The 24,156-nt window shown below is 69.0% G+C and carries 27 protein-coding genes; 16 read left to right on the top strand and 11 right to left on the bottom strand.

Annotated features, from left to right (window positions below; translation table 11 throughout):
- Window positions 1-82: 82 nt before the first annotated feature.
- Window positions 83-682 (bottom strand): NAD(P)H:quinone oxidoreductase, encoded by a 600-nt coding sequence (gene wrbA / locus ACLBWH_RS07930; RefSeq protein ID WP_322848854.1) that lies wholly within the window; start codon window positions 680-682, stop codon window positions 83-85.
- Between the two features lie 110 nt (window positions 683-792).
- Window positions 793-987, bottom strand: coding sequence for a hypothetical protein (locus tag ACLBWH_RS07925; RefSeq protein ID WP_447798029.1), 195 nt, complete (start codon window positions 985-987; stop codon window positions 793-795).
- Window positions 988-1,169: 182 nt separating this feature from the next.
- Here ACLBWH_RS07925 and ACLBWH_RS07920 point away from each other — a divergent pair, with 182 nt between their 5' ends.
- Window positions 1,170-2,093, top strand: a complete 924-nt coding sequence (locus tag ACLBWH_RS07920) for a LysR family transcriptional regulator (protein WP_447798027.1) — start codon at window positions 1,170-1,172, stop codon at window positions 2,091-2,093.
- On the opposite strand, the gene ACLBWH_RS07915 is transcribed toward ACLBWH_RS07920, so the two are convergent.
- Window positions 2,072-2,821 carry an SDR family NAD(P)-dependent oxidoreductase gene (locus ACLBWH_RS07915; protein WP_447798026.1) on the bottom strand — a complete coding sequence of 250 codons (750 nt, stop codon included), beginning with the start codon at window positions 2,819-2,821 and terminating at the stop codon, window positions 2,072-2,074. The genes ACLBWH_RS07920 and ACLBWH_RS07915 overlap by 22 nt on opposite strands.
- Window positions 2,822-3,248: 427 nt before the next feature.
- Between ACLBWH_RS07915 and ACLBWH_RS07910 the strand changes: the two genes are divergently transcribed.
- Window positions 3,249-4,208, top strand: a complete 960-nt coding sequence (locus tag ACLBWH_RS07910; RefSeq protein WP_447798024.1) for a methyltransferase — start codon at window positions 3,249-3,251, stop codon at window positions 4,206-4,208.
- Here ACLBWH_RS07910 and ACLBWH_RS07905 read toward each other — a convergent pair.
- On the bottom strand, window positions 4,149-5,387 hold the full coding sequence (locus tag ACLBWH_RS07905; protein WP_447798022.1) for a dicarboxylate/amino acid:cation symporter: 1,239 nt from the start codon (window positions 5,385-5,387) through the stop codon (window positions 4,149-4,151). The two genes, ACLBWH_RS07910 and ACLBWH_RS07905, sit on opposite strands and share 60 nt — an antisense overlap.
- A 112-nt stretch (window positions 5,388-5,499) precedes the next feature.
- Window positions 5,500-6,570 carry a hypothetical protein gene (locus ACLBWH_RS07900; protein WP_447798021.1) on the bottom strand — a complete coding sequence of 357 codons (1,071 nt, stop codon included), beginning with the start codon at window positions 6,568-6,570 and terminating at the stop codon, window positions 5,500-5,502.
- Here ACLBWH_RS07900 and ACLBWH_RS07895 point away from each other — a divergent pair.
- The gene (locus tag ACLBWH_RS07895) at window positions 6,559-6,753 is read left to right on the top strand and encodes a hypothetical protein (RefSeq protein WP_447798019.1); all 195 of its coding nucleotides are present in this window, start codon (window positions 6,559-6,561) and stop codon (window positions 6,751-6,753) included. The two genes, ACLBWH_RS07900 and ACLBWH_RS07895, sit on opposite strands and share 12 nt — an antisense overlap.
- 68 nt (window positions 6,754-6,821) lie before the next feature.
- Here the strand turns inward: ACLBWH_RS07895 and cobT are convergent, their stop codons facing one another.
- The 5 genes from cobT to ACLBWH_RS07870 form a co-directional block, all read right to left on the bottom strand.
- On the bottom strand, window positions 6,822-8,648 hold the full coding sequence (gene cobT, locus ACLBWH_RS07890) for a cobaltochelatase subunit CobT (protein ID WP_447798017.1): 1,827 nt from the start codon (window positions 8,646-8,648) through the stop codon (window positions 6,822-6,824).
- On the bottom strand, window positions 8,648-8,989 hold the full coding sequence (locus tag ACLBWH_RS07885) for a HepT-like ribonuclease domain-containing protein (RefSeq protein WP_447798015.1): 342 nt from the start codon (window positions 8,987-8,989) through the stop codon (window positions 8,648-8,650). Before ACLBWH_RS07885 ends, cobT begins: the two co-directional genes overlap by 1 nt.
- Entirely contained in the window at window positions 8,979-9,281 is a 303-nt protein-coding gene (locus ACLBWH_RS07880) for a nucleotidyltransferase family protein (protein WP_447798013.1), read from the bottom strand. The genes ACLBWH_RS07885 and ACLBWH_RS07880 overlap by 11 nt, the downstream gene beginning before the upstream one ends.
- 7 nt (window positions 9,282-9,288) lie before the next feature.
- Window positions 9,289-10,293, bottom strand: coding sequence for a cobaltochelatase subunit CobS (gene cobS, locus ACLBWH_RS07875; RefSeq protein ID WP_038662320.1), 1,005 nt, complete (start codon window positions 10,291-10,293; stop codon window positions 9,289-9,291).
- Window positions 10,294-10,533: 240 nt separating this feature from the next.
- A complete protein-coding gene (locus ACLBWH_RS07870; RefSeq protein WP_447798206.1) occupies window positions 10,534-11,088 on the bottom strand; it encodes a J domain-containing protein in 555 nt (184 codons plus the stop codon).
- Window positions 11,089-11,182: 94 nt separating this feature from the next.
- Between ACLBWH_RS07870 and ACLBWH_RS07865 the strand changes: the two genes are divergently transcribed.
- The 6 genes from ACLBWH_RS07865 (at window position 11,183) to ACLBWH_RS07840 (ending at window position 15,299) form a co-directional block, all read left to right on the top strand.
- The gene (locus tag ACLBWH_RS07865; protein ID WP_322848845.1) at window positions 11,183-11,470 is read left to right on the top strand and encodes a BolA family protein; all 288 of its coding nucleotides are present in this window, start codon (window positions 11,183-11,185) and stop codon (window positions 11,468-11,470) included.
- 4 nt (window positions 11,471-11,474) lie between these two features.
- Entirely contained in the window at window positions 11,475-12,188 is a 714-nt protein-coding gene (locus ACLBWH_RS07860; RefSeq protein WP_447798011.1) for a glutathione S-transferase, read from the top strand.
- Window positions 12,189-12,322: 134 nt separating this feature from the next.
- Window positions 12,323-12,772 carry an NUDIX hydrolase gene (locus tag ACLBWH_RS07855; RefSeq protein ID WP_322848843.1) on the top strand — a complete coding sequence of 150 codons (450 nt, stop codon included), beginning with the start codon at window positions 12,323-12,325 and terminating at the stop codon, window positions 12,770-12,772.
- Window positions 12,762-13,661 (top strand): pirin family protein, encoded by a 900-nt coding sequence (locus tag ACLBWH_RS07850; RefSeq protein WP_447798009.1) that lies wholly within the window; start codon window positions 12,762-12,764, stop codon window positions 13,659-13,661. Before ACLBWH_RS07855 ends, ACLBWH_RS07850 begins: the two co-directional genes overlap by 11 nt.
- Before the next feature lie 66 nt (window positions 13,662-13,727).
- Window positions 13,728-14,609, top strand: coding sequence for an alpha/beta fold hydrolase (locus tag ACLBWH_RS07845; protein ID WP_447798007.1), 882 nt, complete (start codon window positions 13,728-13,730; stop codon window positions 14,607-14,609).
- A 207-nt stretch (window positions 14,610-14,816) separates the two neighbouring features.
- Window positions 14,817-15,299 (top strand): RcnB family protein, encoded by a 483-nt coding sequence (locus tag ACLBWH_RS07840; protein WP_322848840.1) that lies wholly within the window; start codon window positions 14,817-14,819, stop codon window positions 15,297-15,299.
- 148 nt (window positions 15,300-15,447) lie between these two features.
- Here the strand turns inward: ACLBWH_RS07840 and ACLBWH_RS07835 are convergent, their stop codons facing one another.
- The gene (locus ACLBWH_RS07835; RefSeq protein ID WP_447798005.1) at window positions 15,448-16,548 is read right to left on the bottom strand and encodes a DUF2332 domain-containing protein; all 1,101 of its coding nucleotides are present in this window, start codon (window positions 16,546-16,548) and stop codon (window positions 15,448-15,450) included.
- A 90-nt stretch (window positions 16,549-16,638) separates the two neighbouring features.
- Here ACLBWH_RS07835 and hisG point away from each other — a divergent pair, with 90 nt between their 5' ends.
- From hisG to ACLBWH_RS07800, 7 genes are all read left to right on the top strand, one after another.
- Window positions 16,639-17,277 (top strand): ATP phosphoribosyltransferase, encoded by a 639-nt coding sequence (hisG, locus tag ACLBWH_RS07830; RefSeq protein WP_447798004.1) that lies wholly within the window; start codon window positions 16,639-16,641, stop codon window positions 17,275-17,277.
- On the top strand, window positions 17,274-18,569 hold the full coding sequence (hisD, locus tag ACLBWH_RS07825; protein ID WP_447798003.1) for a histidinol dehydrogenase: 1,296 nt from the start codon (window positions 17,274-17,276) through the stop codon (window positions 18,567-18,569). Before hisG ends, hisD begins: the two co-directional genes overlap by 4 nt.
- A gap of 242 nt (window positions 18,570-18,811) precedes the next feature.
- A complete protein-coding gene (locus ACLBWH_RS07820; RefSeq protein ID WP_447798001.1) occupies window positions 18,812-19,552 on the top strand; it encodes a sugar isomerase domain-containing protein in 741 nt (246 codons plus the stop codon).
- Window positions 19,553-19,722: 170 nt separating this feature from the next.
- Window positions 19,723-20,277, top strand: coding sequence for a fasciclin domain-containing protein (locus ACLBWH_RS07815; RefSeq protein ID WP_322848835.1), 555 nt, complete (start codon window positions 19,723-19,725; stop codon window positions 20,275-20,277).
- An 84-nt stretch (window positions 20,278-20,361) separates the two neighbouring features.
- Window positions 20,362-20,820, top strand: a complete 459-nt coding sequence (gene nusB, locus ACLBWH_RS07810) for a transcription antitermination factor NusB (RefSeq protein ID WP_038662363.1) — start codon at window positions 20,362-20,364, stop codon at window positions 20,818-20,820.
- Between the two features lie 52 nt (window positions 20,821-20,872).
- Complete coding sequence (gene thiL, locus ACLBWH_RS07805; protein ID WP_447797998.1) at window positions 20,873-21,772, top strand: thiamine-phosphate kinase; 900 nt, start codon at window positions 20,873-20,875, stop codon at window positions 21,770-21,772.
- Window positions 21,773-21,884: 112 nt separating this feature from the next.
- A complete protein-coding gene (locus ACLBWH_RS07800) occupies window positions 21,885-24,056 on the top strand; it encodes a sodium-translocating pyrophosphatase (protein ID WP_447797996.1) in 2,172 nt (723 codons plus the stop codon).
- The last annotated feature ends 100 nt before the right edge of the window (window positions 24,057-24,156 follow it).

Genomic DNA, 24,156 nt, shown 5'->3' with positions numbered 1-24,156 from the left:
CTCCTGCCGTCGCAGGAGCCTTAGCGGAGTTGACGGAGAGGATGTCGAGGCGGCCCGCCCATCGGCAGGCCGCCCCCTCGCCTCACTTCAGCTTCGCGGCCGTCTCGGCGATCCGTTTGCCCTGATAGCGTGCACCGGCCAGTTCTTCCTCATGCGGCTGGCGCGAACCGTCGCCTGCCGAGATCGTCGTCGCGCCGTACGGCGAGCCGCCGCGGACCTCGTCGACGCCCATCTGCCCCTGGAAGCCATAATCCAGACCGACGATGGTCATGCCGTGATGCAGCAGGTTGGTGATGATCGAGAACAGGGTCGTCTCCTGCCCGCCATGCTGGCTGGCGGTCGAGGTGAACGCACCGCCGACCTTGCCGACCAGCGCGCCCTTCGCCCACAGACCCCCGGTCGTGTCCCAATAGGCCGCCATCTGCGCGGGCATCCGGCCATAGCGGGTCGGTGCGCCGACGATGATCGCGTCATATTGCGCGAGCGCGTCCGGCCCCTCGATCTCGGGATGCGCGGTATCGGTCTTGAAGTGCGCCGCCTTGACGACCTCGTCCGGCGCCGTCTCGGCGACGCGGCGGATATCCACCTCGGCACCGCCGGCGCGGGCGCCTTCGGCGACGGCGTCCGCCATCTGCTCGATATGGCCATAGGACGAATAATAGAGCACCAGAACCTTGGTCATCCGAACGTCTCCAATGTGCGTGTCGCACCCTAAATGGTCCCGCAGGGACGGCGCGTAAACGGAAACGCTGGAAACCGACCGTTTCCACGCTAGGTTCCGATGCCCCGGCGTCAGACACCCATTAAGGCGCCGAGCCGGGGATCGCGCGGGGCCAAGATATCGAAGAGAGCGAGTGCCTCCAGCACAGGCCGGGCCTCGATCATCGCCGCTTCCGCCGCCGCCACGTCGGCCGGTTCCGCTGCCGGATCGAGCCAGATCGCCGCATTGGCAAGGAACGCTGCCACCGTTCCCTTGCGCAGCGTCATGCCGCCACGTTCGATATGACTCGCATCCCCCGGAAGTATGTCTTCAGCGCGCATGCCGTCCGCTCCGTCTGTGTCCGTTCATTATAGAAAACAGCCTCGGCCGCACGACGCCGTCGGCGAAACCATGGCACCCGGTCGTCTGCACTGATAGCGGTGACCCGATCGCCAGCGAAGGACCCGCAATGCGCCTACCCGATCTCGAAGCCTGGGCGATCTTCGCCGCCGTCGCCGAACATAATTCGTTCAGCGCCGCCGCCGATGCGATCGGGCTCAGCAAGGCGACCGTGTCGAAGGCGATCACCCGGCTGGAAGAGCAGATCGGCCAGTCGCTGTTCCACCGGACCTCGCGCCGGCTCGCGCTCACCGAGGCGGGCAAGCCGCTCGCCGCGCACGCCGCGCGCATCCTCGCCGAGGCGCAGGCCGCAGAGGAAGCCGCGCGCGACGCGTTGAGCGCGCCGACCGGCCGAGTCCGCCTCGCCGCGCCGATGAGCTTCGGCGTGCGCAACGTCGCGCCGCTGCTCGCCGAATTTCTCGGCGCGCATCCCGGTATCGAGATCGACCTGCACCTGTCCGACGCGCGCGTCGACATCGTCGCCGAGGGCTTCGACGTCGCGCTGCGCATCGGCGACCTGCCCGACAGCAGCCTGCGCGGTCGCCGCCTGTGCGACATCCGCACGCATCTGGTCGCCGCGCCCGCCTATCTCGCCGCGCACGGCACGCCCGCGCACCCGTCCGAACTCGCCCGCCACCGCGTGCTCGGCTATTCCAACGTGCTCGCGCCGTGGCGCTTTCAGCATGTCGACGGCAGCGATGTCGCGATTCGTCCGCAGGGGCCGCTGATCGCCAACAGCGGCGAGGCGCTGATCCCGACGCTCGTCGCCGGGCTCGGCATCGCCCGCCTGCCCGGCTTCATCGTCGGTCCGCATATCGGCAGCGGCGCGGTGGTGACGATCCTGCCGGACTGGTCCGCCGCGCCGATCGGCCTCCACCTGCTCACCCCGCCGAGCGCGCTGCGCCCGGCGCGGGTCGAGGCGCTGATCGCCTTCCTCTCGGGCCGGCTGCGCGACCCCTGCGCCGAGGCGGATCAGCCCGCGCGCGCGACCTGAAAGCCCGCGAACGACTGGCTGACCGGCATCAGCTCGAGCCGGTTGATATTGAGGTGCGGCGGAAGCGTCGCCACCCACAGCATCGTCGCCGCGATATCCTCCGCGGTCATCGGATCGGCGCCCTTGTAGAGCGCGTCGGAGGCCGCCTGGTCGCCGCCGGTGCGCACCGTGGTGAATTCGGTCTCCACCATCCCCGGCTCGATCGAGGTGACGCGCACCCCCTTGCCGTGCAAATCGGCGCGCAGGCCGAGCGAGAATTGCTCGACGAACGCCTTGGTGCCGCCATAGACGTTGCCGCCGCTATACGGATAGGTCGCCGCCACCGACGACAGATTGATGATCGCCCCCCGCCTTGCGATCAGTCCCGGCAGCAGCCGGTGGGTCAGCGATACCAAAGCGGTGACGTTGGTCGCGATCATCGTCTGCCAGTCGTCGAGGTTCGCCTCCTGCGCCGGTTTGGTGCCGAGCGCGAGGCCGGCGTTGTTGATCAGCAGATCGATGTCGCGCCAGCCCTCCGGCAGCCCGGCGATCGCCTTGCCCGCCGCTGCCTCGTCGGCGACGTCGAAGGCGAGCGTATGCACCGCGTCGCCGAGCCGCGCGCGCAACGCGTCGAGCCGCTCGACGCGTCGCCCGGTGGCGACCACCCGCCACCCCGCGCCCACGAACGCCGCCGCCGCCGCCGCGCCGATGCCGGCGGTCGCGCCGGTGATGAAAGCCGTCTTGGTCATATCGTCTCCGCTGATCCCATCGCGCTGCGTCAAAGCGCGACCGCCCTACAATGATCCCCCGCCGCGCCGCCAGCGATGGAGGCGGGCGATGCTCGCGAGCACACCAGACGCACGCCGTAATGCGAGCTCGATCGAAACCACTACCCCAGTGCTCCTGCGAACGCAGGAGCCCAGGCGTCCCGAGCGCCATAAAGCGTTGGTTCGCTTGGTCCTAGGCTCCTGCTTTCGCAGGAGCACTATGCTGCCCGATGTGGACTCTCGCGGAGGTCTCGATCCGTTGACAATTCCTCAGGGTCGACGGTTCTTCCCCCGCGGATGCCGGAACAAGTCCGGCATGGCGGAGATCGGACGAACGCTTCCCGAAGGCATAGGAACCCCCACCATCCCAAGACGTTACGCCACATCAACGATCCACGGAGAATCACGGGTGTCGAGACCGGACCAGCCGGCCCTTCGATCGGCGGACGCCGAGCTGCTGCAACTCCTCACCCTATTGCGCGACCGCGACTATCGCTTCGTCACCCCGACCCCGGCGACGCATGCCCGCGTCCTCGCCCGTCCCGATCGGCAGTATGCGCGCTGCGTCGAGGACATGCTCGGCTGGAGCCTGCCCTATCGCCCCGGCGACTGCGACCCGGCGATCGAGGCGCTGCTCGACCGCGCCGGCCTCACTGCGCCCGCGGGGGATCGCCGCCGCGCGACGATCCGCGTCTCGCGCCTCCACGACCATCTCTTCATCCACTCGGCGTATCCGACCGACGATGCCGACGCGGTCTTCTTCGGCCCGGACAGCTATCGCTTCGCGGACCTGATCCGCGACGAATTGCGCGACTGTCCGGCACGCGACGGCGCGCAGATGGTCGATATCGGCACCGGCTCGGGCGTCGGCGGCCTCGTTGCCGCCACCGCCTGCCCGGGGCTGCGCATCCATATGACCGACGTCAATCCGGTCGCGTTGCGCTTCGCCCGCATCAACGCCGCCGCCGCGGGCATCCGTGCCGACTTCCACGAAAGCGACAGCCTCGCCGCGATAGCGGGCGAGATCGACGTCGCCACCGCCAACCCGCCCTATGTCATCGACAGCGGCAAGCGGCTCTACCGTCACGGCGGCGCGATGCACGGCGGGCAGGTGTCGCTCGACATGGCGGTGATGGCGATGGACCGGCTCGCCCCCGCCGGCCGGCTGATCCTGTACACCGGCAGCGCGATCGTCCGCGGCCACGACCAGCTCGCCGCCGCGCTCGCCGAGGCGGCGGCGGCGCGCGGCTGCACGATGCGCTATCGCGAGATCGACCCCGACGTCTTCGGCGAAGAACTGGAGAGCGACCTATACCGCGACGTCGACCGCATCGCGCTGGTCGCCGCGGTCGTCACCCGCGCCGGCTAGCCGCATCACCGCCATGTCGGCGGTGACGTTGCCGACGGTGCGGAACAGATCGGGGATCGTCTCGACCGCGAGCAGCAGCGGCAACAGCTCCACCGGCACGCCGAGCGCGAGGCACACCGGCCCGATCGTCGCGAAGAACGACACCTGCGCCGGCAGCCCGACCGCGGCGAGGCTGACCGCGGCGGCCACCAGGGCGCCCATCACCAGCATGCCGATCCCCGGCGACACGCCGTAGACCGCCGCCAGATACAGCGCGACCGCGATATTGGCGGCGGCGCTCGCGGCGCGGAAGATCGACACCGCGAGCGGCAGGATGATCCCCGCCGCATTGCGCTCGACACCCAGCGCGGGCGCCGCCTCGATCATCGCCGGCAGCGTCGCCAGCGACGATTGCGTCGACAACGCAACAACCTGCGCCGGCAGCGCCGCCTTGGCGAAGCGCAGCGGCGACAGCCCGCCGCCGACCAGCACGACGACATAGGCGAGCACGGCGATCAGCAGGCACGCGCAAGCGACGATCACGACATACTGCACCAGCACCGCGACCGCGCCGCTCCCCGCCCGCGCGCCGAGCCCGAAGGCGAGCGCGAACACGCCGATCGGCGCGACCAGCAGCACCCATTGCACGATCACCAGCATCGTCTCGGCGATCGCGCGGAACATCGTCTGCAACGCGCGTTGCAGCTCGGGGGCGACGCGCGCCGCGGCGAAGCCGAAGAAGAGCGCGAAGACGACGAGCGGCACCATCGCCGTCTCCGCCGCCGCCTTGATCGGATTGGTCGGGATGATGTTGCCGAGCCAGTCCCCCGCCCCGCCGATCACCGGCACCGCGCCGACCGGTCGCAACGCCGCCCCATCGCCGACCGGCCACAGGTGCAGCAGCAAGGTCGTGCTCGCCGCCGCCGCAAGGCACCCGCCGCACAGCAACGCCGCGAACCACAGCAACGCGCGCAACGCCACCCGATCCTGCCGCGCATCCTGCGCCGCACCGAGGATGCCGGTGACGAGCAGCGAGAAGACGAGCGGCACCACCGTCATCGTCAACGCATCGAGCCACAACCGCCCGACCGGCCCGCTAACCGCCAGCAGCGCCCCGGCGAACGACCGTCCGCTGACGACCGCCCCGCCGATCAACCCGAGCGCGAGGCCGGCGAGTATGCGCAGCGCGGAACGGTTCATGCCGAACGACCCGGCGCCATCATCCCACGTCCACGATCGATCACCGGCACGTCCCCTTGTTGTCCCGCAGCCAAGCAGGAACGCAGGTGTTTGGCCAGAAATCCTTTTGTTCTCAGGGCTTCGGCACCGCGCCGGCGTCCTGTACGACAAAGGTCACCGGTGCCTTCGGCAGCATCAGAACGGGCGCCGAACGACCCGCGGTCACCACCACCTGATCGACGGGGATCGCGTTGGTCTCGCCGGTGACGAACGCCTGCACCAACCTCTGCCCCTTTTTCGGCAGTAGCTTTGCGGGGATCGGCGTCGGCGTGCGCCCCATCGCCAGCAACCAGTCCGGCCGGCCGCCGATCCGCGTCGTCCGCGGATGCGCGACCTGCAGGTCGACCAGCCCGGCATAATGGCCGACGACCAGCGGCGTCCCGTCCGCAAACATCACCGCGGGCCTCGTCACGATCCGATCGGCGACCGCCGCATACAGGGTTGGCTCCCCGGCGCCATTGGCGTTCAGCGTCGTCTGATCGATCGTGAGCGGATCGATCCCCGTCATGGCTTTCAGCCGCGTCGCCAGCCAAGACACCTTTTTGCCGTCCATATCGGTCGGGTTTTCGGTGACATGATGAAAGCCGACGTAGAGCAAAATCTTCGAGTTGGGATTCCGCTGCAAGGCACGACGGACGATGAAGTTGGCCTGCGCCTGTTCGCGTGCTTCGATCCGCGCGATCACGTCGCCCTTTGGCGTATGGTCGGTCGTCTCATAGGCGACCGGACGATAGCCGACCATCAGCGCCTGCCGCACGAAATCGGCGAACACCGGATCTCGCACGTAATAACCCGTCGACACGCGATGCGCATAGCCTTCGCGCAAGAGCGTCGCCATCATCCCCGCTGCCTCGCGATCGTCGGCAACGTTGTTGAGCGTCTCGATCCCCAGCACGTCATAGCCGAGCGGACGCAGCGCGCGGGCCACCTGCCATCCGAAGGCACGATCGCGCGGGCTGGCGTGATCCTCGTTCAGGATCACCAGCCGATGCGTCTTCGCCTGCTCGACGATCGTGGCAAGCGCGTCGTGCGGCGTCGCCGCCTTCAATCGTGCGATCGCCGCTTGCTGTTCGGCATCGATCCGAGCGTCAGGCTCCGGGATCGCCGGGCCGGGCTCGCCATCCAGCAGCCCATGGATTTCCATCCATTGATCATAGGCGTATCCTGGTTTTGCGACGCCCTTGTCGTCGAAAGCAGCCCTGCGCAGCGTCCGTTCGGCGTCAAGGTAACGCCCTTCTTCCACCGCCTTGCGTGCGGCATCCGCTGCGGCCAGATCCGCCTGCGATGGCTCGTGCGCGACCGCCGCCGTCGCAAGGAACAGACATAGCCCCGCTTTCCACGCCCCGAACGCCATTCGACACCCCCGAATCGTATACGAGGCAGGTTATGCCCCGATCACGGCGTGTCGAACAAGGCCGCCAGTTGCTCGATGATTGTGCCGCCCAGTTGCTCGGCGTCCATGATCGTCACCGCTCGCGCATAATAACGCGTCACGTCGTGGCCGATGCCGATCGCGACCAGCTCGACCGGCGACTTGCCCTCGATCCAGCCGATCACCTGGCGCAGGTGCCGCTCCAGATAGCTGCCCGAATTGACCGACAGCGTCGAGTCGTCGACCGGGGCGCCGTCGCTGATCACCATCAGGATGCGCCGCTCCTCGGGCCGCGCGAGCAGCCGGCTGTGCGCCCAGAGCAGCGCCTCGCCGTCGATATTCTCCTTGAGCAGCCCCTCGCGCATCATCAGGCCGAGGTTGGTGCGCGCGCGCCGCCACGGCTCGTCCGCTTTCTTGTAGACGATGTGGCGGATGTCGTTGAGCCGCCCCGGCTGCGGCGGGCGCCCCGCGGCCAGCCACGTCTCGCGCGCTTGCCCCCCCTTCCACGCGCGGGTGGTAAAGCCGAGGATCTCGGTCTTCACGCCGCAGCGCTCCAGCGTCCGCGCGAGGATATCGGCGCTGATCGCGGCGATGCCGATCGGCCGGCCGCGCATCGAGCCCGAATTGTCGATGAGCAGCGTCACCACCGTGTCGCGGAAATCGGTCTCGCGCTCGATCTTGTAGCTCAGCGACTGGCCCGGTGTGACGACGACGCGCGCCAGCCGCGCCGCGTCGAGCATGCCCTCGTCCTGATCGAAATCCCACGACCGCGACTGCTGCGCCATCAGCCGGCGTTGCAAGCGGTTGGCGAGCTTCGACACCGCCGACTGCAGATGCGCGAGCTGCTGGTCGAGATAGCCGCGCAGCCGCGCCAGTTCCTCGGCGTCGCACAGGTCGGTGGCGGCGACGACCTCGTCGAACTGCGTCGTCCACGGCTTATATTCGAACTGCGGCATGAAATCGCTGTTCGGGCGGTTGGGGCGCACCGGCTGCATGCCATCCTCACCATCGTCGCCCGGCTCGCCGTCGAGGTCGTCCATCGACTGGTCGCCGAATTCCTCGCCCTCGCCGTCGTCGCTGTCCGATTCCTGCGCCTCGCCGCGTGCGTCGACCTCGCCTTCGCCCTGGCCGCCCTCCTGCTCCTGATCCTCCTCGCCCTCGTCCTGCTGCTGCTCGTCGGTGCCTTCGTCCTCCGAGCCGCCCTCGTCGGCATTCTCGGGCAAGACCTCGCCCTCGACCAATTCCAGCTCCTCGAGCATCTTCATCGCGAGGCTCTGGAAGGCACGCTGGTCGTCGAGCGCGAGCGCGAGGCTCGACAGATCGGTGCGCGCGTCAATCCATTCGCGCACCAAAGCGAGGCCGGGCGCCGCGGCGGCGGGCGCCTCCAGCCCGGTCAGTTTCTCGCGCACCAGCAGCGACAATGCGCTGGCCAGCGGCACTTCCTCGCGCGTCCGCGCGCGCGTGATCGGGTCGCTGCGCATCCGCACGTCGAGCGCATGCGCCAGATTGTCGGTGATCCCCGCATAGCCGCGGCTGCCCAGGGCCTCGACCCGCGCGCTCTCGACCGCGTCGAACACCGACCGCGCCACCGCCTCGGCCGGCGCATGACGCGAATGCAGCGCATCGTCATGATGGCGCAGCCGCAACGCGAAACCGTCGGAAAAGCCGCGCGCCTCCGCCACTTGCTCGGCAGGCAGCGTGCGCGGCGGCATCGGCACCTTGATATGCTTGCCCGATTGCACCGGCGCATCGGCGGTGAAGCCGAGTTCGACCTCCGGCTCCTCCGAAATCGCGCGCGCCGTCCCGGCGAGCACCGCCTTGAACCGGTCGAGGGGGGTATCGTTTGCCATCAATTGTCCAGTGCGCGTTGCGCGGCGTCCCGCAGCGCGGGGATATCGGTGCGCGCCGTATCGTAGATAACCTGCGAATCGATCCGGCTGTATTCATGGCGCAGTCGATTGCCGAGACTACGCACATCGTTGAACGGTACGGGGAGAGCGAGCACACCAACGGCTTCCGCACCGATCTGTACGACCGCTTCCGATATCCGTTCGATACACCGTTCGACCGCATCGGCGACCAGCTGGTCCGCCCGGAAGCGATCGTAATCGTAGCCGTCGAGATAGACCGAGATGCGGTCGGCATTGTCGACGATATGGTGAAGACGGCTTTCAATACGATCAAAAGACATGGACGCGATCCCGATCGACCTGCGCCTGCAACCGCGGCTCCAGCGACGCCTCGGTCATGAAGTCGACCTTGACACCGAGCATGTCCTCGATCCGGCCTTCGATCCCGAAGAAGCCGAACGGGCCGAGCGCACGGATCGCATCATAATCCACCGTCGCGACGAGATCGACGTCCGAGTCCGGCCGCGCCTCGTCGCGCGCCGTCGATCCGAAAATCGACAGCCGCGTGATCCCGAGCTGGCGCAGTTCGGGTTCACGCGCACGCAACCGCTCGATAGCCTCGGCCTTCGTCATCCGGTCCTTACGCTTTCCCCACCACGCTCTCCGGCAGGTCCTTGCCGAACACGCGCTGGAAATATTCCGCGACCAACGGCCGTTCGTTCTCGTCGCATTTGTTGAGGAAGCTCAACCGGAACGCGAAGCCGACGTCGCCGAAGATCAACGTGTTCTGCGCCCAGGTGATCACCGTACGCGGGCTCATCACCGTCGAGATATCGCCGTTGACGAAGCCCTTGCGCGTCATGTCGGCGACGCGGACCATCTGTTCGACGGTCTTCTTCCCCTCGGGCTTGTCGTACTCGCCCGACTTGGCGAGCACGATCTGCGATTCGACCGCCGCGGGCAGATAATTGAGCGTGACGACGATGTTCCAGCGGTCCATCTGGCCCTGGTTGATCTGCTGCGTGCCATGATAGAGCCCGCTGGTATCGCCGAGGCCGACCGTATTGGCAGTCGCGAACAGCCGGAACCACGGGTTCGGGCGGATCACGCGGTTCTGGTCGAGCAGCGTCAGCTTGCCCTCGGTTTCCAGCACGCGCTGGATCACGAACATCACGTCGGGCCGGCCCGCGTCATATTCGTCGAACACCAAAGCGGTCGGAGTCTGCAACGCCCACGGCAGCAGGCCCTCGCGGAATTCGGTGACCTGCTGGCCGTCGCGCAGCACGATCGCGTCGCGGCCGATCAGGTCGATACGGCTGATATGCGCGTCGAGGTTGATGCGGATGCACGGCCAGTTGAGCCGCGCCGCGACCTGCTCGATATGGCTCGACTTGCCGGTGCCGTGATAGCCCTGCACCATCACGCGCCGGTTGTGCGCGAAGCCCGCCAGCACCGCCAGCGTCGTGTCCGGATCGAAGACATAGGCGGGGTCGAGATCGGGGACGCGTTCGTCCGCCTCGCTGAACGCGGGCACCTGCATGTCGCTATCGATGCCGAACAGCTCGCGGATGCCGACCATCTTGTCGGGGGCATCGAGGATCGTCGTCTCGCGGCTGTCGGGCTGGGTATTGGGGATGTCGGTCATCGGGTCGGGGCACCGTTTCGAAGCTGGGCAAATGAGAGGCGGCCCTCCCCAACGCGCGAAGCGAGCGAATGGCGCAACACATATCCAGTGGAAACGGATTGCCCCGCCGTCAAGCCGCCGCCGCGCCGTTCTGCGCCGCAGAGGTGCCAAGTATCGGAAATTCCCGCGAAGACGGATGGGCGATACGAAGAGAGATATCGCCGCACGGCGGCGGGCTGGATGACGGGGGCGACCCGCCCCTCAAACGAAGGCGGGCGCCTGCCGCAATTGCTGATATGCCGCGATCACCGATTGCAGCATCGCCTCGTGGCTCCGATCGCCGCCGTTGCGATCCGGGTGATAGCGGCGCACCAGCTCCGAATAGCGTTTGCGCAGCGCCGGCCGGTCGGCATCCGCCGCCAGCCCGAGCACCTTGAGACTCGCGCGATCCTGCCCCGACAAAGGCTTGCCGTCCCTCCGCTCGGGCGCGACCTCGCGGCGATAGCGCGCGCCGATCGCGTCGAGCGGATCGTTGAAGTCCGCCCAGCGCGGGCCCTGGTCGCCATAGCCCGCCCGTGCGAACGCGCGCGTCTCGTTCTCCCAGCCCGCCATCGGCCGCTGTGCCTGATGGATCTCGTCGGCGGTCATGCCGTCGAAGAAATTGTAGCGGCTGTTGAACGCGCGGACATGGTCGAGGCACATCCAGCGGAACGCGCCCGGGCCGTTGCTCGTCGCGGCCCCCTCCAGCGGCGGTGCGCGGAATTCGCCCGGCTCCTCGCAGCCCGGCTCGGCGCACACCCGGCCCTGTGCTTCCATGCGACCGTGAAACCGCGTCTGCGGCCGGTCCTTCTTGTCACTCGCGCGCGTCACGAACGCTCCCTAATTGGCGCAATGCCGATATATAGGCGCGATGACCGACACCGCTACCGCCGCTCCGCTCGCCGACATCATCGCCGCCCGCCTGACCGCCGCGCTCGCCCCCACCCATCTCGAAGTCCGCAACGACAGCCACCTCCACGCCGGCCATATGGGCGACGACGGCACCGGCGAATCGCACTTCACCGTCGTCGTCGAGAGCCCCGCCTTCATCGGTGCCAGCCGCGTCGCGCGCCAGCGCGCGGTGAACCAAGCGCTCGCCGATCTGTTGTCGACGCGCATCCATGCGCTCGCCATCAAGGCCCGCGCGCCGGGGGAATAAGCGCATGGTCTATCGCTTGTGGTATTGGCCGACGATCCAGGGTCGCGGCGAGTTCGTCCGCCTGGCGCTCGAAGCCGCCGGCATCGCCTATGAGGATTGCGCCCGTACCCAGGGTGCCGAGGCGATGATGCAGGACCTTGAAACGCGCGCCGGGGATGGCCGCGGTCCGTATGCGCCGCCCTATCTCGCGCTCGACGGCCATGCGATCGCGCAGGTCGCCAACATCCTCCAGTTCCTCGGCCAGCAGCACGACCTGGTGCCCTCCAACCTTGCCGACCGCTATTGGCTCAACCAGTTGCAACTGACGATCGCGGACATCGTCGCCGAGGTCCACAACGTTCATCACCCGGTCGCGATGATGGACTATTACGACGACCAGAAACCCGAGGCCGCCCGCGCCGCCGCACAGTTCCGCGACGAGCGCCTGCCCAAATATCTCGATCATTTCGAGGCGGCGGCAGCGCAGGGCCCCGGCGACTGGCTGATCGAGCATCGCTGGACCTATGGCGACACCTCGCTGTTCCAGCTGATCGAGGGGCTGCGCTACATGTTCCCCAGGCGGATGGCGACGCTGGCGCCGAGCTACCCCGCGCTCCTCCGCCTGCACGCCGCGGTCGCCGATTTGCCCGGCATCCGCGCCTATCTGGCCAGCGACCGCCGCCTGCCGTTCAACACCGACGGCATCTTCCGCCATTATCCGGAACTCGACGCGGCGTAGCGGCCGACCTGCCCCGTCCCGTCATTCCGGGCTCGACCCGGGATGACGGCGTGGGGATTCCCCAAGCCTGCGGAACGACAGCGTTTCGCGTTTGCCGCCTTCGCGCCGCCCCCGCGACCGGGTAAAGCCGCGCAATGGCTCGCATCCCCCGCCCCGCCGCCCGCATCCTGCTCGTCGACGGCGCCGGTCGCGTGCTGCTCATGCGCTTCACGCCCGACGACCGGCCGCCGCTCTGGTGCACCCCCGGCGGCGCGGTCGATCCCGGCGAGAGCTACGCGCAGGCCGCCCGCCGCGAATTGTGGGAGGAGGTCGGCCTCGACATGGATTGCGGGCCCGAGGTGGCGCAGCGCACCTGCGAATTCCTGACCTTCGAACGCGTCGAGGTAATCGCCGACGAACGCTATTTCCGCGTCGACATCGACCGGCACGAGGTCAAGGCCGGCGCGCTCACCGAATTGGAGCAGCGCGTCCTCGCCGGCTCGCGCTGGTTCGAGCGTCACGAACTGGCCGATTGGCCCGAAACCATCTATCCTGCTGATCTCGAACAGCTTCTCAGCGAAACGGAGCCTGCCCGTGCTCGATGACTTCGTCCTCCAGACCATCACCCCGGTCACCCACGACCTCGGCGGCTTCAAGGTCCACCGCACGCTTCCCAACAAGGAGCGGACGATGGTCGGCCCGTTCCTGTTCTTCGACCAGATGGGGCCGGCGCATCTCGAGATCGGCAACGGCATCGACGTGCGCCCGCACCCGCATATCAACCTCGCGACGGTGACCTATCTGTTCGACGGCGCGATCGACCATCGCGATTCGCTCGGCACGCAGCAGCGGATCGCCCCCGGCGCGGTCAATCTGATGACCGCCGGCAACGGCATCGTCCATTCGGAACGCTCGCCCGGCGACGAGCGTCGGGCCGGTCCGGCGCTGTCCGGCATCCAGACCTGGCTCGCGCTGCCCGAGGCGAAGGAGGAGATCGATCCGGCGTTCGAGCACGTCGCCAAGGCCGCGCTGCCGACGATCGCCGCGCACGGCGCCCGCGCGCGCATCATCATGGGCGAATTGTGGGGGCAGCGCGCGCCGACGACGACCTACGCCGGCACGATCTACGCCGACATCGCGCTCGACCCCGGTGCGAGCGTGCCGATCGACGCCGCCGCCGAGGAGCGCGCGGTCTATCTCGCGATGGGCGAGGCGACGCTGGAGGGCGTGCCGCTCGAACCGATGAAGCTCTATGTGCTGCGCCCCGGCATCGCCGCGACGTTGCGCTCGGCGAGCGGCGGCCGCGCGATGCTGGCGGGCGGCGACGCCTTCCGCACCCCGCGCCACGTCTGGTGGAACTTCGTCTCGTCGAGCCGCGAACGGATCAACGAGGCCAAGCGCGCGTGGAAGGCCGGCGAGTTCCCGGTGGTCCCCGGCGACGACAAGGAATGGATTCCCATCCCCGAAGTTCCGAACACGGTGAGCTATCCCTGATCCCCTATGCCGGCCCCGCCTCCGCGGGGATGACGAAACAGGGACGGTGCAGCACAGGAGAGCCTCATGACCCCAGCGTTACGGCGCATCGCCCTCCCCACCGGCGTCGAACTCGACGTCGCCATCGCCGGCGATCCCGCGCATCCGCCGGTGATCCTGCTCCACGGCTTCCCCGAATCGCATCGCACGTGGCGCGGTATCCTGCCCGATCTCGCCCGCGACCATTATGTCGTCGCCCCCGACCAGCGCGGCTTCGCCCGCTCGTCCAAGCCCGAGGGCGTCGAGGCTTATACCGCCGACACGATCCTCGCCGACCTCGTCGCGCTCGCCGATCATCTGGACATCGACCGGTTCACGCTGGTCGGCCACGACTGGGGCGGCGCGATCGCGTGGATGGCGGCGCTCGCCCGGCCCGACCGCGTCGCGCGGCTGGTGATCGTCAACGCCCCCCACCCCTATCTCTTCCAGCGCGCCTTGTTCGACGATCCCGCCCAACGCCGGGCAAGCCAATATGTCACCCGCTTCCGCGACACCCGGATCGACCAGGGCCTCACCGGCGCCGGCCTCGAGCGGTTCTTCGGCTCGACCTTCGCGCAGCACGTCACCCAGGCGATCGCCGGCGCCGACAAGGCCGCCTATCTCGACGAATGGTCGCAGCCCGGCGCGATGACCGCGATGCTCAACTGGTATCGCGCCTCGACCGTCATCGTCCCCGCACCGGACGAAGCCCCGCCCCGCCCCGCCTTCCTCGACCGCCCCTTCCCGTCGGTGACGCAGGAGACCCTGGTGATCTGGGGGATGCGCGATTCGGCGTTGCTGCCGCCGCTGGTCGACGATCTCGGCCCCTATGTGCCGAAGCTGACCGTCGAGAAGATCGACGCCGGCCATTTCGTCCCATGGGAAAAGCCCGAAGCCGTCCTCGCCGCGATGCGCCGCTGGAACATCTGAAGCTTCGCTCACCCTCACCCTCGCCGGCTTCGCCGTCTCCTCCCCTCTCCCGGTGGGAGAGGGGAAAGGCGCGCAGCGCCGAGGCGTGAGGGTGAGCAGGCGCCCAGCTTTCGCGTTGCTGACCAAAACATTCTTCGTTCGTTCAGGCGGATAGGCCGAATAAGCGGCCATGCCCCGCCGGGGCGCCCGATCGAAAGGAGTGTTACGATGCGTAAGATCATCATCGCCGCCATCGCCGCCGCGACCATTCTGCCCGCCGCCACCGCCACCGCGCAGAGCGGTCGCGAGGTCCGTCAGAGCGAACGCGAAGTGCGCCAGAGCGAGCGCGATCTCGCCCGCGCCCGCGCGTACGGCGACCGCGGCGACGTCCGCGAAGCCCGCCGCGAGGTCCGCGAGGATCGCCGCGAATTGCGCGAGGATTGGCGCGACTATCGCCGCACCCACCGCGACGTCTACACCCGCGGCGGCTATGCCGGCCCGCGCGGCTATCGCTATCGCCCGGTGAACGTCGGCTATCGCTTCGCGCCGGAATATTACGGCCAGCGTTACTGGATCAACGACTACGGCACCTATCGCCTGCCGCGCCCGGGCTACGGCTACCAGCGCTGGGTCCGCTACGGCAACGACGTGGTGCTCGTCGACACCCGCTCGGGCCGCGCCGTGCAGGTCTACAACCGCTTCTTCTATTGATCTGAAGTCCTCCCCCGCCAGGGGGAGGTGGCACCGCGAAGCGGTGACGGAGGGGGAGGAAAGGGTGGAGCTTGATCGGCAAGCGCTCCGTGCCCTCCCCCTCCACCAGCTTCGCTGGTCCCCCTCCCCCTGGCGGGGGAGGATTTATTCAATCCGCCTCATACGCCCCGCGCCGCATCACGTAATCGCGCGTTTCGTACGGCGCCGGCAGCCCCTCCACCCACGCGCCGTGCGCATGGGTCAGCGCCACCAGCTCCATCGGCGTCTCATCCGGCCAGCCGCGCACCCGCACCTCGTGGCGGTGGAGATCGCGGTTCGGCTCCATCATCACCCAACCGAGCGGCCGCTCCGCGCTCGCCCGCGCCCCCGCCGCCGCCATCGCCGCGACGATCCGCGCCCGCCCCTCGGCGGAGAGGTACTGCCACACCACCGAATGCATCAACACCCGCGTCACCCCCGCCGCCTGCGGCTCGGCGAGCCGCGCCTCGACCCAGTCCGCCGCATCGCCGCGCACCAGATCGACGCCGGCGCGGCGCACCTCCCCGATCGCCGCGGCGAGACGCGCCAGCCGCTCCTGCGCATCGACCCAGACATAGGCCTCCAGCCGCGCCGCCTGCGCGGGATCGCCGACGTCGACCGGCGCGATATCGACGCCGCGCGCCGCGACCACCGCGACCGTGGCGGCGGGCGGCGCCACCCCGCGCCATTCCGGCACGATCCCCACCGCCGCGTCCACCGGCCCCACCGCCACGCCGCCGAGATCGAACCGATAGCGCCCGAGCATCAGATTAAGCCCCGCGCTCGACCCGATCTCCAGCACCTCGACACGCGGCCCGAACCGCGTCGCCAGATGCAGCAGCCCCGTCATCAGCCCCGCCGACCGCGCCGCCTCGTTGGTCTGCGGCGGCCCGTCGAGCCAGGGCAGCAGCGCCGCATCGTGCTCGCGCACCACCCGCCCGAGCGCCACCGCGACCGCCGCCTCATCGGTCACCGCACCCTCGAACACCCGCGACAGGTCGGCGTCCACACCCGCGCGATGCAGCGCATGCAGCCCGCCGACCAGCCGCAGCACCACCGCATCCGCCACCGGCTCGCCCGGCCAGTCGAGCACCCGCCGCCCGGTCGCGCTGGTCCGGTCGAGCGCCTGCCCCAGCGCCACGCAGACCCGCGCGGTCACCGGCGCCGCCATCGCCGCGCAATAGCCCGCCTGCACATCGAATGCCGCCCGGTTCTCCGCTTCGCTCGCCATCGACTCGCCCCCCTTCGCGACGCCGTGTTGCGCCCACCCCTGCCCGTCAGTAAAGCCCGGGCCGTGCCGACACCCCCCTTAGTCATCGCCGTGCCGAAAGGCCGTATCCTCGCCGAGGCGCTGCCGCTGCTGGCGCGCGCCGGTATCCACCCCGAAGCCGCCTTCGGCGACCCGGACAGCCGCGCGCTGCGCTTCGCCACCGACGTGCCGCATATCGAGCTGATCCGCGTCCGCGCCTTCGACGTCGCGACCTTCGTCGCGCACGGCGCCGCGCAGCTCGGCATCGTGGGGTCCGACGTGCTCGCCGAATTCGCCTATTCCGAACTTTACGCGCCGGTCGACCTCGGCATCGGCCATTGCCGCATCTCGGTCGCCGAGCCCGCCGCGATGGCGGCGACCGACGATCCACGCGGCTGGAGCCACGTCCGCGTCGCCACCAAATATCCGCACACCACCGCCGCGCATTTCGCCGCGCGCGGCGTGCAGGCCGAATGCGTCAAATTGAACGGCGCGATGGAACTGGCGCCGACGCTCGGCCTCGCGCCGCGCATCGTCGACCTCGTCTCCTCGGGCAAGACCTTGAAGGAAAACGGCCTCGTCGAGGTCGAGGTGATCGCCGAGGTCACCAGCCGCCTGATCGTCAACCGCGCCGCAATGAAGACCCGCCCCGAAGTCGTGCCGCTGGTCGAGGCGTTCCGCCGCGCCGTCGCGCAGGAGCAGGCGGCATGATCCGCCTCGACATTCGCGACGCCGGCTTCGCCGACGCCTTCACCGCTCTGGTCGAGGGTCGCCGCGAAGCCTCCGCCGACGTCACCCGCGACGTCGCCGCGATCATCCGCGCGGTTCGCGACGACGGCGAGGCGGCGGTGGCGGCCTTCACCCGCAAGCTCGATCGCCACGATCTCGCCGAGACCGGCTGGCGCATCGAACCCGCCGCCTGCGCCGCCGCTTATGCCGCGCTCGACCCGTCGTTGCGCGACGCGCTCGATCTCGCCGCCACCCGCATCCGTGCCTATCACGAGCGCCAGAAGCCGACCGACACCGATTATACCGACGATGCCGGCGTACGCCTCGGCGCGCGCTGGCGACCGGTCGATGCCGCCGGACTCTACGTTCCCGGCGGCCGCGCCGCTTACCCCTCGTCGCTGCTGATGAACGCGATCCCCGCCAAGGTCGCGGGCGTCGGGCGGCTGGTGATGGTCACTCCCACGCCCGACGGCCAGATCAACGATCTCGTCCTCGCCGCCGCGCATCTCGCCGGGGTGGACGAGGTGTGGCGGATCGGCGGTGCGCAGGCGATCGCCGCGCTGGCTTATGGCGCCGGCCGCATTCTGCCGGTCGACGTGATCACCGGCCCCGGCAACGCCTGGGTCGCCGAAGCCAAGCGCCAGGTCTATGGCGTCGTCGGCATCGACATGGTCGCCGGCCCCAGCGAGATCGTCGTGATGGCCGACGCGCGCAACGACCCGCAATGGACCGCCGCCGACCTGCTCAGCCAGGCCGAGCACGACGTCACCACGCAATCGATCCTGTTCACCGACGACGCCGCCTACGCCGACCGCGTCGCGGCGGCGGTCGGCGAGGAACTGGCGATCCTCCCCACCGCCGCGGTCGCACGCGCCGCCTGGGACGCCAACGGCGCGATCATCGTCGTCGAGTCGCTCGAGGCCGCCTGCCCGCTGGTCGACCGCTTGGCCCCCGAACATCTCCAGCTCGCCGTCGACGACCCGCAGTCGCTGTTCGACCGCATCCGCCACGCCGGCAGCGTCTTCCTCGGCCGCCACACGCCGGAAGCGATCGGCGATTACGTCGCCGGCCCCAACCACGTCCTCCCCACCGGCCGCCGCGCCCGCTTCGCCAGCGGCCTGTCCGTCCTCGACTTCATGAAGCGCACCAGCTTCTTGGGGCTGGACGAAGCCGCGCTCGCCGAACTCGGCCCGGCAACGGTCGCGCTCGCCCACGCCGAAGGCCTCCCCGCCCACGCCCGCTCGGTGGCACTGCGCCTGCGGCTCAACCGATAGGGCGGGTCGAGATCAATGGCAGCGCTGAACCTTCATTTAGGCCGGCCTCGTTCCAAACCCGCCCCGTCACCCCGGAGCGAGTCCTAAGCCAGATCGACATTCGGGGTTTTGGCTAAATTCCTCCCCCTGGCGGGGGAGGAATTTGCCTGAATGTCGATCCGACCGGGCGGCGATGGTCTGCGTCCCCGGCTTGCGATACGCTGCGCGCCGCGACCATGACGGCAAAGCGGGGAACGACGAAGATGGGACGATTCACCCAGGCCTATCGCGACGTCATCGTCCAGGCGCTCGATCGGTTCGTCGCCTCGCCGGATGATGACTTGGAACGCGGCTGCGACGCGGTGGCCAGCGCGCTCGCGGCGGACCGGATCATTTATGTGGCGGGCAGCGGCCATTCCCATCTGATCGCGGAAGAGGCCTTCTACCGCGCCGGCGGCGTCGCCGCGGTACAGGCGATCCTCGACCCCGATCTGATGCTGCATGTCAGCGCGACGCGATCCTCGGCGCTGGAGCGCGAGCCGGGCCGTGCCGAGGCGCTGCTGGCGAACTACCCCGTCGCGGTGGGCGATGTCGTCATCGTCGTGTCCAACTCGGGGCGCAACGCCTTCCCGATCGAGATGGCGCTCGCCTGCCGATCGCGCGGCGCGAGCGTGATAGCGATCACCTCGCTGCGCCATTCGCACAGCGTCGGATCGCTCCACTCCTCGGGCCAGCGCCTGTTCGAGGTCGCCGACATCGTCCTAGACAACGGCGCCGTTCCGGGCGACGCCAGCGTCGCGATCGCCCCGCACGGTCCGGTGATGGGTCCGACCTCCACCATCCTCGGCGCCTTCATCATCAACGCGCTGCTGGCGGAGGCGACCGCGCGCCTTGCCGACCGCGGCATCGCGATCGACGTCTATCAAAGCGCCAACACGACGAACGGCGACACCGCCGCCGCCGCCATCGCCGCCCGCTGGAAACCGCGCCTGAAAGGCCTCTGACGCAGGACGGGTGGAACGCATCCGCGGCATCCGGCCCCTCTCTGCGCGAACACCCCGTCTTCTCCGCGCCTCCGCGCGATTGAATCCTCAGCCAAGGCATCCCCGGCCGTGCCGCCGACGTACCTCTCACCAGCAGCCCGCAAAGGGGTGCGCCAAGAGAAGGATGCCCCATGACCAAGATCCACGTCCGCGCCGCGATCGCCGCCGTCGCCATGCTCGCCGCCGGCCCGGCCATGTCGGCCGCCAAGAACCCGATGGTCGGCGGCGCCGCGATGTACCCGACCAAGACGATCGTCGAGAATGCGGTCAATTCGAAGGACCACACCACGCTCGTCGCCGCGGTCAAGGCGGCCGGCCTGGTCGACACGCTGTCCGGCCCCGGCCCGTTCACCGTCTTCGCGCCGACCAACGCCGCCTTCGCCAAGCTTCCCGCCGGCACCGTCGACACGCTGGTCAAGCCCGAGAACAAGGCGACGCTGACCAACATCCTCACCTATCACGTCGTCGCCGGCACGATGACGTCGAAGCAGATCGCCGCCGCAATCAAGGCCGGTGGCGGCAAGGCGACGCTGACCACGGTGCAGGGCGAGCCGCTCACCGCGTCGATGATGGGCAACCGGCTGACGCTCACCGACGCCAAGGGCGGCATGAGCCACGTCACGATCAAGGACGTCATGCAGTCGAACGGCGTCATCCACGTCGTCGACACGGTGCTGATGCCCTGATCCCGCTTCGGGCCGCGGCGCGCTCGGCGTCGCGGCCCGGCAAAGGGGTGACGGATCGCGTCAATCCGATTACAGGCCCGCCGGATGTCCCGAAGCTCCAACCGCACCCAGGCGCGCGCCGCCGCCCGCCTTGCCGCCGTCCAGGCGCTCTACCAGCATGAGATGGAAGGCACCGCGGTGCCGTCGCTGCTCCACGAATTCCACAACCACCGCCTCGGCGCGACGATCGAGGACGCGGAATATGCCGACGCCGACGTCGATTTCTTCGACGACCTCGTCAAGGGCACGACCGCGCGCGCCGGCGAGATCGACCTCGCGATCGAGAAGAAGCTCGCCAAGGGCTGGACGCTTGCCCGCCTCGACAAGCCGATGAAGGCGATCCTGCGCGCCGGCACCTACGAGCTGATGGCGCGCGCCGACGTGCCGGTCGGCGCGACGATCAGCGAATATGTCGACGTCGCCCACGCCTTCTACGAGCGCCGGGAGGCTGGCTTCGTCAACGGCCTGCTCGACGGCATCGCCAAGGACGTACGCACGGCGTAACTCGAATCCCTTCCCCGCCGGGGGGAGGATTTGGAAGGACAGGCCGAGCCTCATGACCGAAACCGACTTCCTCACCGCCTTGCGCGCCCTGCCGCTCCATCCGGCGGCGCGCGGGCTGCGCGACGACACCGCGCGGCTGCTCCACGTCCCCCTCGTCGTCACCACCGACACGTTGGTCGAGGGGGTCCACTTCCTCTCCGCCGACACACCGCAGGACGTCGCGTGGAAGCTCGTCGCCACCAACCTCTCCGACATCGCCGGCAAGGGCGCGAGGCCCGACGGCATCCTGCTCAATTATCCGCTTTCCGACGACGCCTGGGATCGCGCCTTCCTCGCCGGCCTCGCCGAGGTGCTCGTCGCCTGCGGCACCAGCCTGCTCGGCGGCGACACGGTGACGCTTCCCAGGGGCGCGCCGCGGTTCCTCACCGTCACCGCCTTCGGCTGCGACACCCCCGCCCCGCCCCGCGGCGGCGCCGGCGAGAATGACGCGCTCTGGGTCACCGGCACGATCGGCGACGCCGGCGCCGGCCTCGCCATCGCGCAGGGCGCCGATGGCCCGGCCGAACTCGCCGCACGCTATCGCCGCCCGACCCCGCGCCTCGCCGAGGGCCGCGTGCTCAGCCGGATCGCGCATGCGATGATGGACGTCAGCGACGGCCTGCTGATCGACGCCGCGCGGATGGGAGAGGCGAGCGGCCTCGCCGTCCACCTCGATCTCGCCGCGGTGCCGCTATCCCTGCCCTATCGCGCCTTCGCCGGCGACGATCGCGCCGCCCGCCTCGCCGCCGCGACCGCGGGCGACGATTACGAATTGCTGTTCGCGATGCCCGCCAACGTCGTCCCGCCGGTCATCGCCACCCGCCTCGGCCGCTTCGCGCGCGGCGGCGGCCTCCACCTCCACGACGACGGCCAGCCCCTGCCCCTGCCAGCCCGCCTGGGCTTCGAACACTAGCCGCATCGCAACGGCGCGCTTGCACTCCCCGCCGCCGCGCCATAGCCTCCGGTCAAACGCCACGAGACCGGGACACATCGGCCGTGCGTCAACAGGAGAAGGAGATGCGAGAATGACCACGGTCTTCATCGCCATCCTCTGCGGCGTTATCGCCGTGGTCTATGGCTTCGTCACCAGCCAACAGGTGCTGCGCGCATCGCCCGGTGACGCGAAAATGCAGGACATCGCCGCCGCCATCCAGGAAGGCGCCAAGGCCTATCTCGGCCGCCAATATACCACCATCGCGATCGTCGGCGTCATCGTCGCGGTCATCCTGTTCGCCGCATTGGGCGCGATCTCGACGATCGGCTTCGTCATCGGCGCCCTGCTGTCGGGCGTCGCCGGCTATGTCGGCATGAATATCTCGGTCCGCGCCAACGTCCGCACCGCGGAGGCTGCGCGCCACTCGTTGCAGGGCGGCCTCACGATGGCGTTCCGTTCGGGCGCGGTCACCGGCATGCTCGTCGCCGGGCTCGGCCTGCTCGCGATCAGCGGCTTCTTCTGGTATCTCACCGGCCCCGCCGGCCACGCCCCCAACGACCGGATCATCGTCGAGGCGCTGACCGCTCTGGCGTTCGGCGCGTCGCTCATTTCGATCTTCGCGCGATTGGGCGGCGGCATCTTCACCAAGGCCGCCGACGTCGGCGCCGACCTCGTCGGCAAGGTCGAGGCGGGCATTCCCGAGGACGATCCGCGCAACCCCGCGGTCATCGCCGACAATGTCGGCGACAATGTCGGCGATTGCGCCGGCATGGCCGCCGATCTGTTCGAGACCTATGTCGTCACGCTCGGCGTCACGATGATCTCGATCGCGCTCCTCATCCGCGCCGATACCGCCGAACTGATGCGGCTGATGAGCCTGCCGCTGCTCGTCGGCGGCGTCTGCATCGTCACCTCGATCATCGGCACCTATGCGGTCCGCCTCGGCAAGGGCAGCATCATGGGCGCGCTCTACAAGGGCTTCTGGACCTCGGCATTGCTGTCGATCCCCGCCATCTATCTAGCCACGCAATATGTGCTCGGCGACCTCCACCGCACGATCGGCAGCGCCGGCTTCCTCGACGCGGTGTCGGACGACCTCACCACGGGCTTCGACCAGCCCGCAGCGGCGGCGGGGGCGATCCCCAGCTTCACCGGCATGGACCTGTTCTGGTGCATGGTGATCGGTCTCGCCGTCACCGGGCTGATCGTCTGGATCACCGAATATTACACCGGCACCAACTATCGCCCGGTCAAGTCGATCGCCGCCGCCAGCCAGACGGGCCACGGCACCAACGTCATCCAGGGCCTCGCGATCAGCCTCGAATCGACCGCGATGCCGACGCTGGTGATCGTCGTCGCGGTGATCGCCACCTATCAGCTCGCCGGGATCATCGGCATCGCCTTCGCCGCGACCGCAATGCTCGCGCTGGCCGGCATGGTGGTCGCGCTAGACGCCTACGGCCCGGTCACCGACAATGCCGGCGGCATCGCGGAGATGGCCGGCCTGCCCGACGACGTCCGCAGCCGCACCGACGCGCTCGACGCGGTCGGCAACACCACCAAGGCGGTGACCAAGGGCTATGCGATCGGCTCGGCGGGGCTCGCCGCGCTCGTCCTGTTCGGCGCCTATACGACGGACCTCCAGACCTACTTCCCTGACGTCACCGTCGATTTCAGCCTGTCCAACCCCTATGTCATCGTCGGCCTGCTGCTCGGCGCGCTGCTGCCCTATCTCTTCGGCGCGTTCGGCATGACCGCGGTCGGCCGCGCGGCGGGCGCGGTGGTCGAGGAAGTGCGTGGCCAGTTCCGCGACAATCCGGGCATCATGCTCGGCACCAGCCGCCCCGATTACGCCCGCACCGTCGACCTCGTCACCCGCGCCGCGATCCGCGAGATGATCGTGCCCAGCCTGTTGCCGGTGGCAAGCCCGATCGCGCTCTACTTCGTCATCACCGCGGTGGCGGGCCAGGCGCAGGGCTTCGCCGCGCTCGGCGCGATGCTGCTCGGCGTGATCGTCTCCGGCCTGTTCGTCGCAATCTCGATGACCAGCGGCGGCGGCGCCTGGGACAATGCCAAGAAATATATTGAGGACGGCAATTACGGCGGCAAGGGCTCTGAGGCGCACAAGGCCGCGATCACCGGCGACACCGTCGGCGATCCCTACAAGGACACCGCCGGCCCGGCGGTCAACCCGATGATCAAGATCACCAACATCGTCGCGCTGCTCCTCCTCGCCGCACTGGCGGCGGGCGGCGGCGGGTAAGCCCTCACGTCAAGGGCGTCGGGGCCGCGCGGAGGTGTTGAGAAGCGGGATCGGCTCCGATCCCACGACAGGGAGAGTAGCCGCCTCTCCCATTCGTCAT

Source organism: Sphingomonas sp. M6A6_1c (assembly GCF_053345135.1).
The sequence above is the reverse complement of the archived record's forward strand: the minus strand, read 5'-3'. Positions and strand labels throughout refer to the sequence as shown.

Excerpts from the sequence above, each read along its gene's own strand:
- thiL (WP_447797998.1), top strand. The coding sequence starts at position 20,873 with ATGACCGAAACCGACTTCCTCACCGCCTTGCGCGCCCTGCCGCTCCAT.
- ACLBWH_RS07815 (WP_322848835.1), top strand. The coding sequence starts at position 19,723 with ATGACCAAGATCCACGTCCGCGCCGCGATCGCCGCCGTCGCCATGCTC.
- ACLBWH_RS07865 (WP_322848845.1), top strand. The coding sequence starts at position 11,183 with ATGACCGACACCGCTACCGCCGCTCCGCTCGCCGACATCATCGCCGCC.
- ACLBWH_RS07820 (WP_447798001.1), top strand. The coding sequence starts at position 18,812 with ATGGGACGATTCACCCAGGCCTATCGCGACGTCATCGTCCAGGCGCTC.
- ACLBWH_RS07800 (WP_447797996.1), top strand. The coding sequence starts at position 21,885 with ATGACCACGGTCTTCATCGCCATCCTCTGCGGCGTTATCGCCGTGGTC.
- ACLBWH_RS07905 (WP_447798022.1), bottom strand. The coding sequence starts at position 5,387 with ATGAACCGTTCCGCGCTGCGCATACTCGCCGGCCTCGCGCTCGGGTTG.
- ACLBWH_RS07840 (WP_322848840.1), top strand. The coding sequence starts at position 14,817 with ATGCGTAAGATCATCATCGCCGCCATCGCCGCCGCGACCATTCTGCCC.
- ACLBWH_RS07870 (WP_447798206.1), bottom strand. The coding sequence starts at position 11,088 with ATGGAAGCACAGGGCCGGGTGTGCGCCGAGCCGGGCTGCGAGGAGCCG.
- ACLBWH_RS07860 (WP_447798011.1), top strand. The coding sequence starts at position 11,475 with ATGGTCTATCGCTTGTGGTATTGGCCGACGATCCAGGGTCGCGGCGAG.
- ACLBWH_RS07915 (WP_447798026.1), bottom strand. The coding sequence starts at position 2,821 with ATGACCAAGACGGCTTTCATCACCGGCGCGACCGCCGGCATCGGCGCG.
- ACLBWH_RS07885 (WP_447798015.1), bottom strand. The coding sequence starts at position 8,989 with ATGTCTTTTGATCGTATTGAAAGCCGTCTTCACCATATCGTCGACAAT.
- ACLBWH_RS07895 (WP_447798019.1), top strand. The coding sequence starts at position 6,559 with ATGGATTTCCATCCATTGATCATAGGCGTATCCTGGTTTTGCGACGCC.
- wrbA (WP_322848854.1), bottom strand. The coding sequence starts at position 682 with ATGACCAAGGTTCTGGTGCTCTATTATTCGTCCTATGGCCATATCGAG.
- ACLBWH_RS07855 (WP_322848843.1), top strand. The coding sequence starts at position 12,323 with ATGGCTCGCATCCCCCGCCCCGCCGCCCGCATCCTGCTCGTCGACGGC.
- ACLBWH_RS07900 (WP_447798021.1), bottom strand. The coding sequence starts at position 6,570 with ATGGAAATCCATGGGCTGCTGGATGGCGAGCCCGGCCCGGCGATCCCG.
- ACLBWH_RS07925 (WP_447798029.1), bottom strand. The coding sequence starts at position 987 with ATGACGCTGCGCAAGGGAACGGTGGCAGCGTTCCTTGCCAATGCGGCG.
- ACLBWH_RS07880 (WP_447798013.1), bottom strand. The coding sequence starts at position 9,281 with ATGACGAAGGCCGAGGCTATCGAGCGGTTGCGTGCGCGTGAACCCGAA.
- ACLBWH_RS07845 (WP_447798007.1), top strand. The coding sequence starts at position 13,728 with ATGACCCCAGCGTTACGGCGCATCGCCCTCCCCACCGGCGTCGAACTC.
- hisD (WP_447798003.1), top strand. The coding sequence starts at position 17,274 with ATGATCCGCCTCGACATTCGCGACGCCGGCTTCGCCGACGCCTTCACC.
- cobS (WP_038662320.1), bottom strand. The coding sequence starts at position 10,293 with ATGACCGACATCCCCAATACCCAGCCCGACAGCCGCGAGACGACGATC.
- ACLBWH_RS07920 (WP_447798027.1), top strand. The coding sequence starts at position 1,170 with ATGCGCCTACCCGATCTCGAAGCCTGGGCGATCTTCGCCGCCGTCGCC.
- nusB (WP_038662363.1), top strand. The coding sequence starts at position 20,362 with ATGTCCCGAAGCTCCAACCGCACCCAGGCGCGCGCCGCCGCCCGCCTT.
- cobT (WP_447798017.1), bottom strand. The coding sequence starts at position 8,648 with ATGGCAAACGATACCCCCCTCGACCGGTTCAAGGCGGTGCTCGCCGGG.
- ACLBWH_RS07835 (WP_447798005.1), bottom strand. The coding sequence starts at position 16,548 with ATGGCGAGCGAAGCGGAGAACCGGGCGGCATTCGATGTGCAGGCGGGC.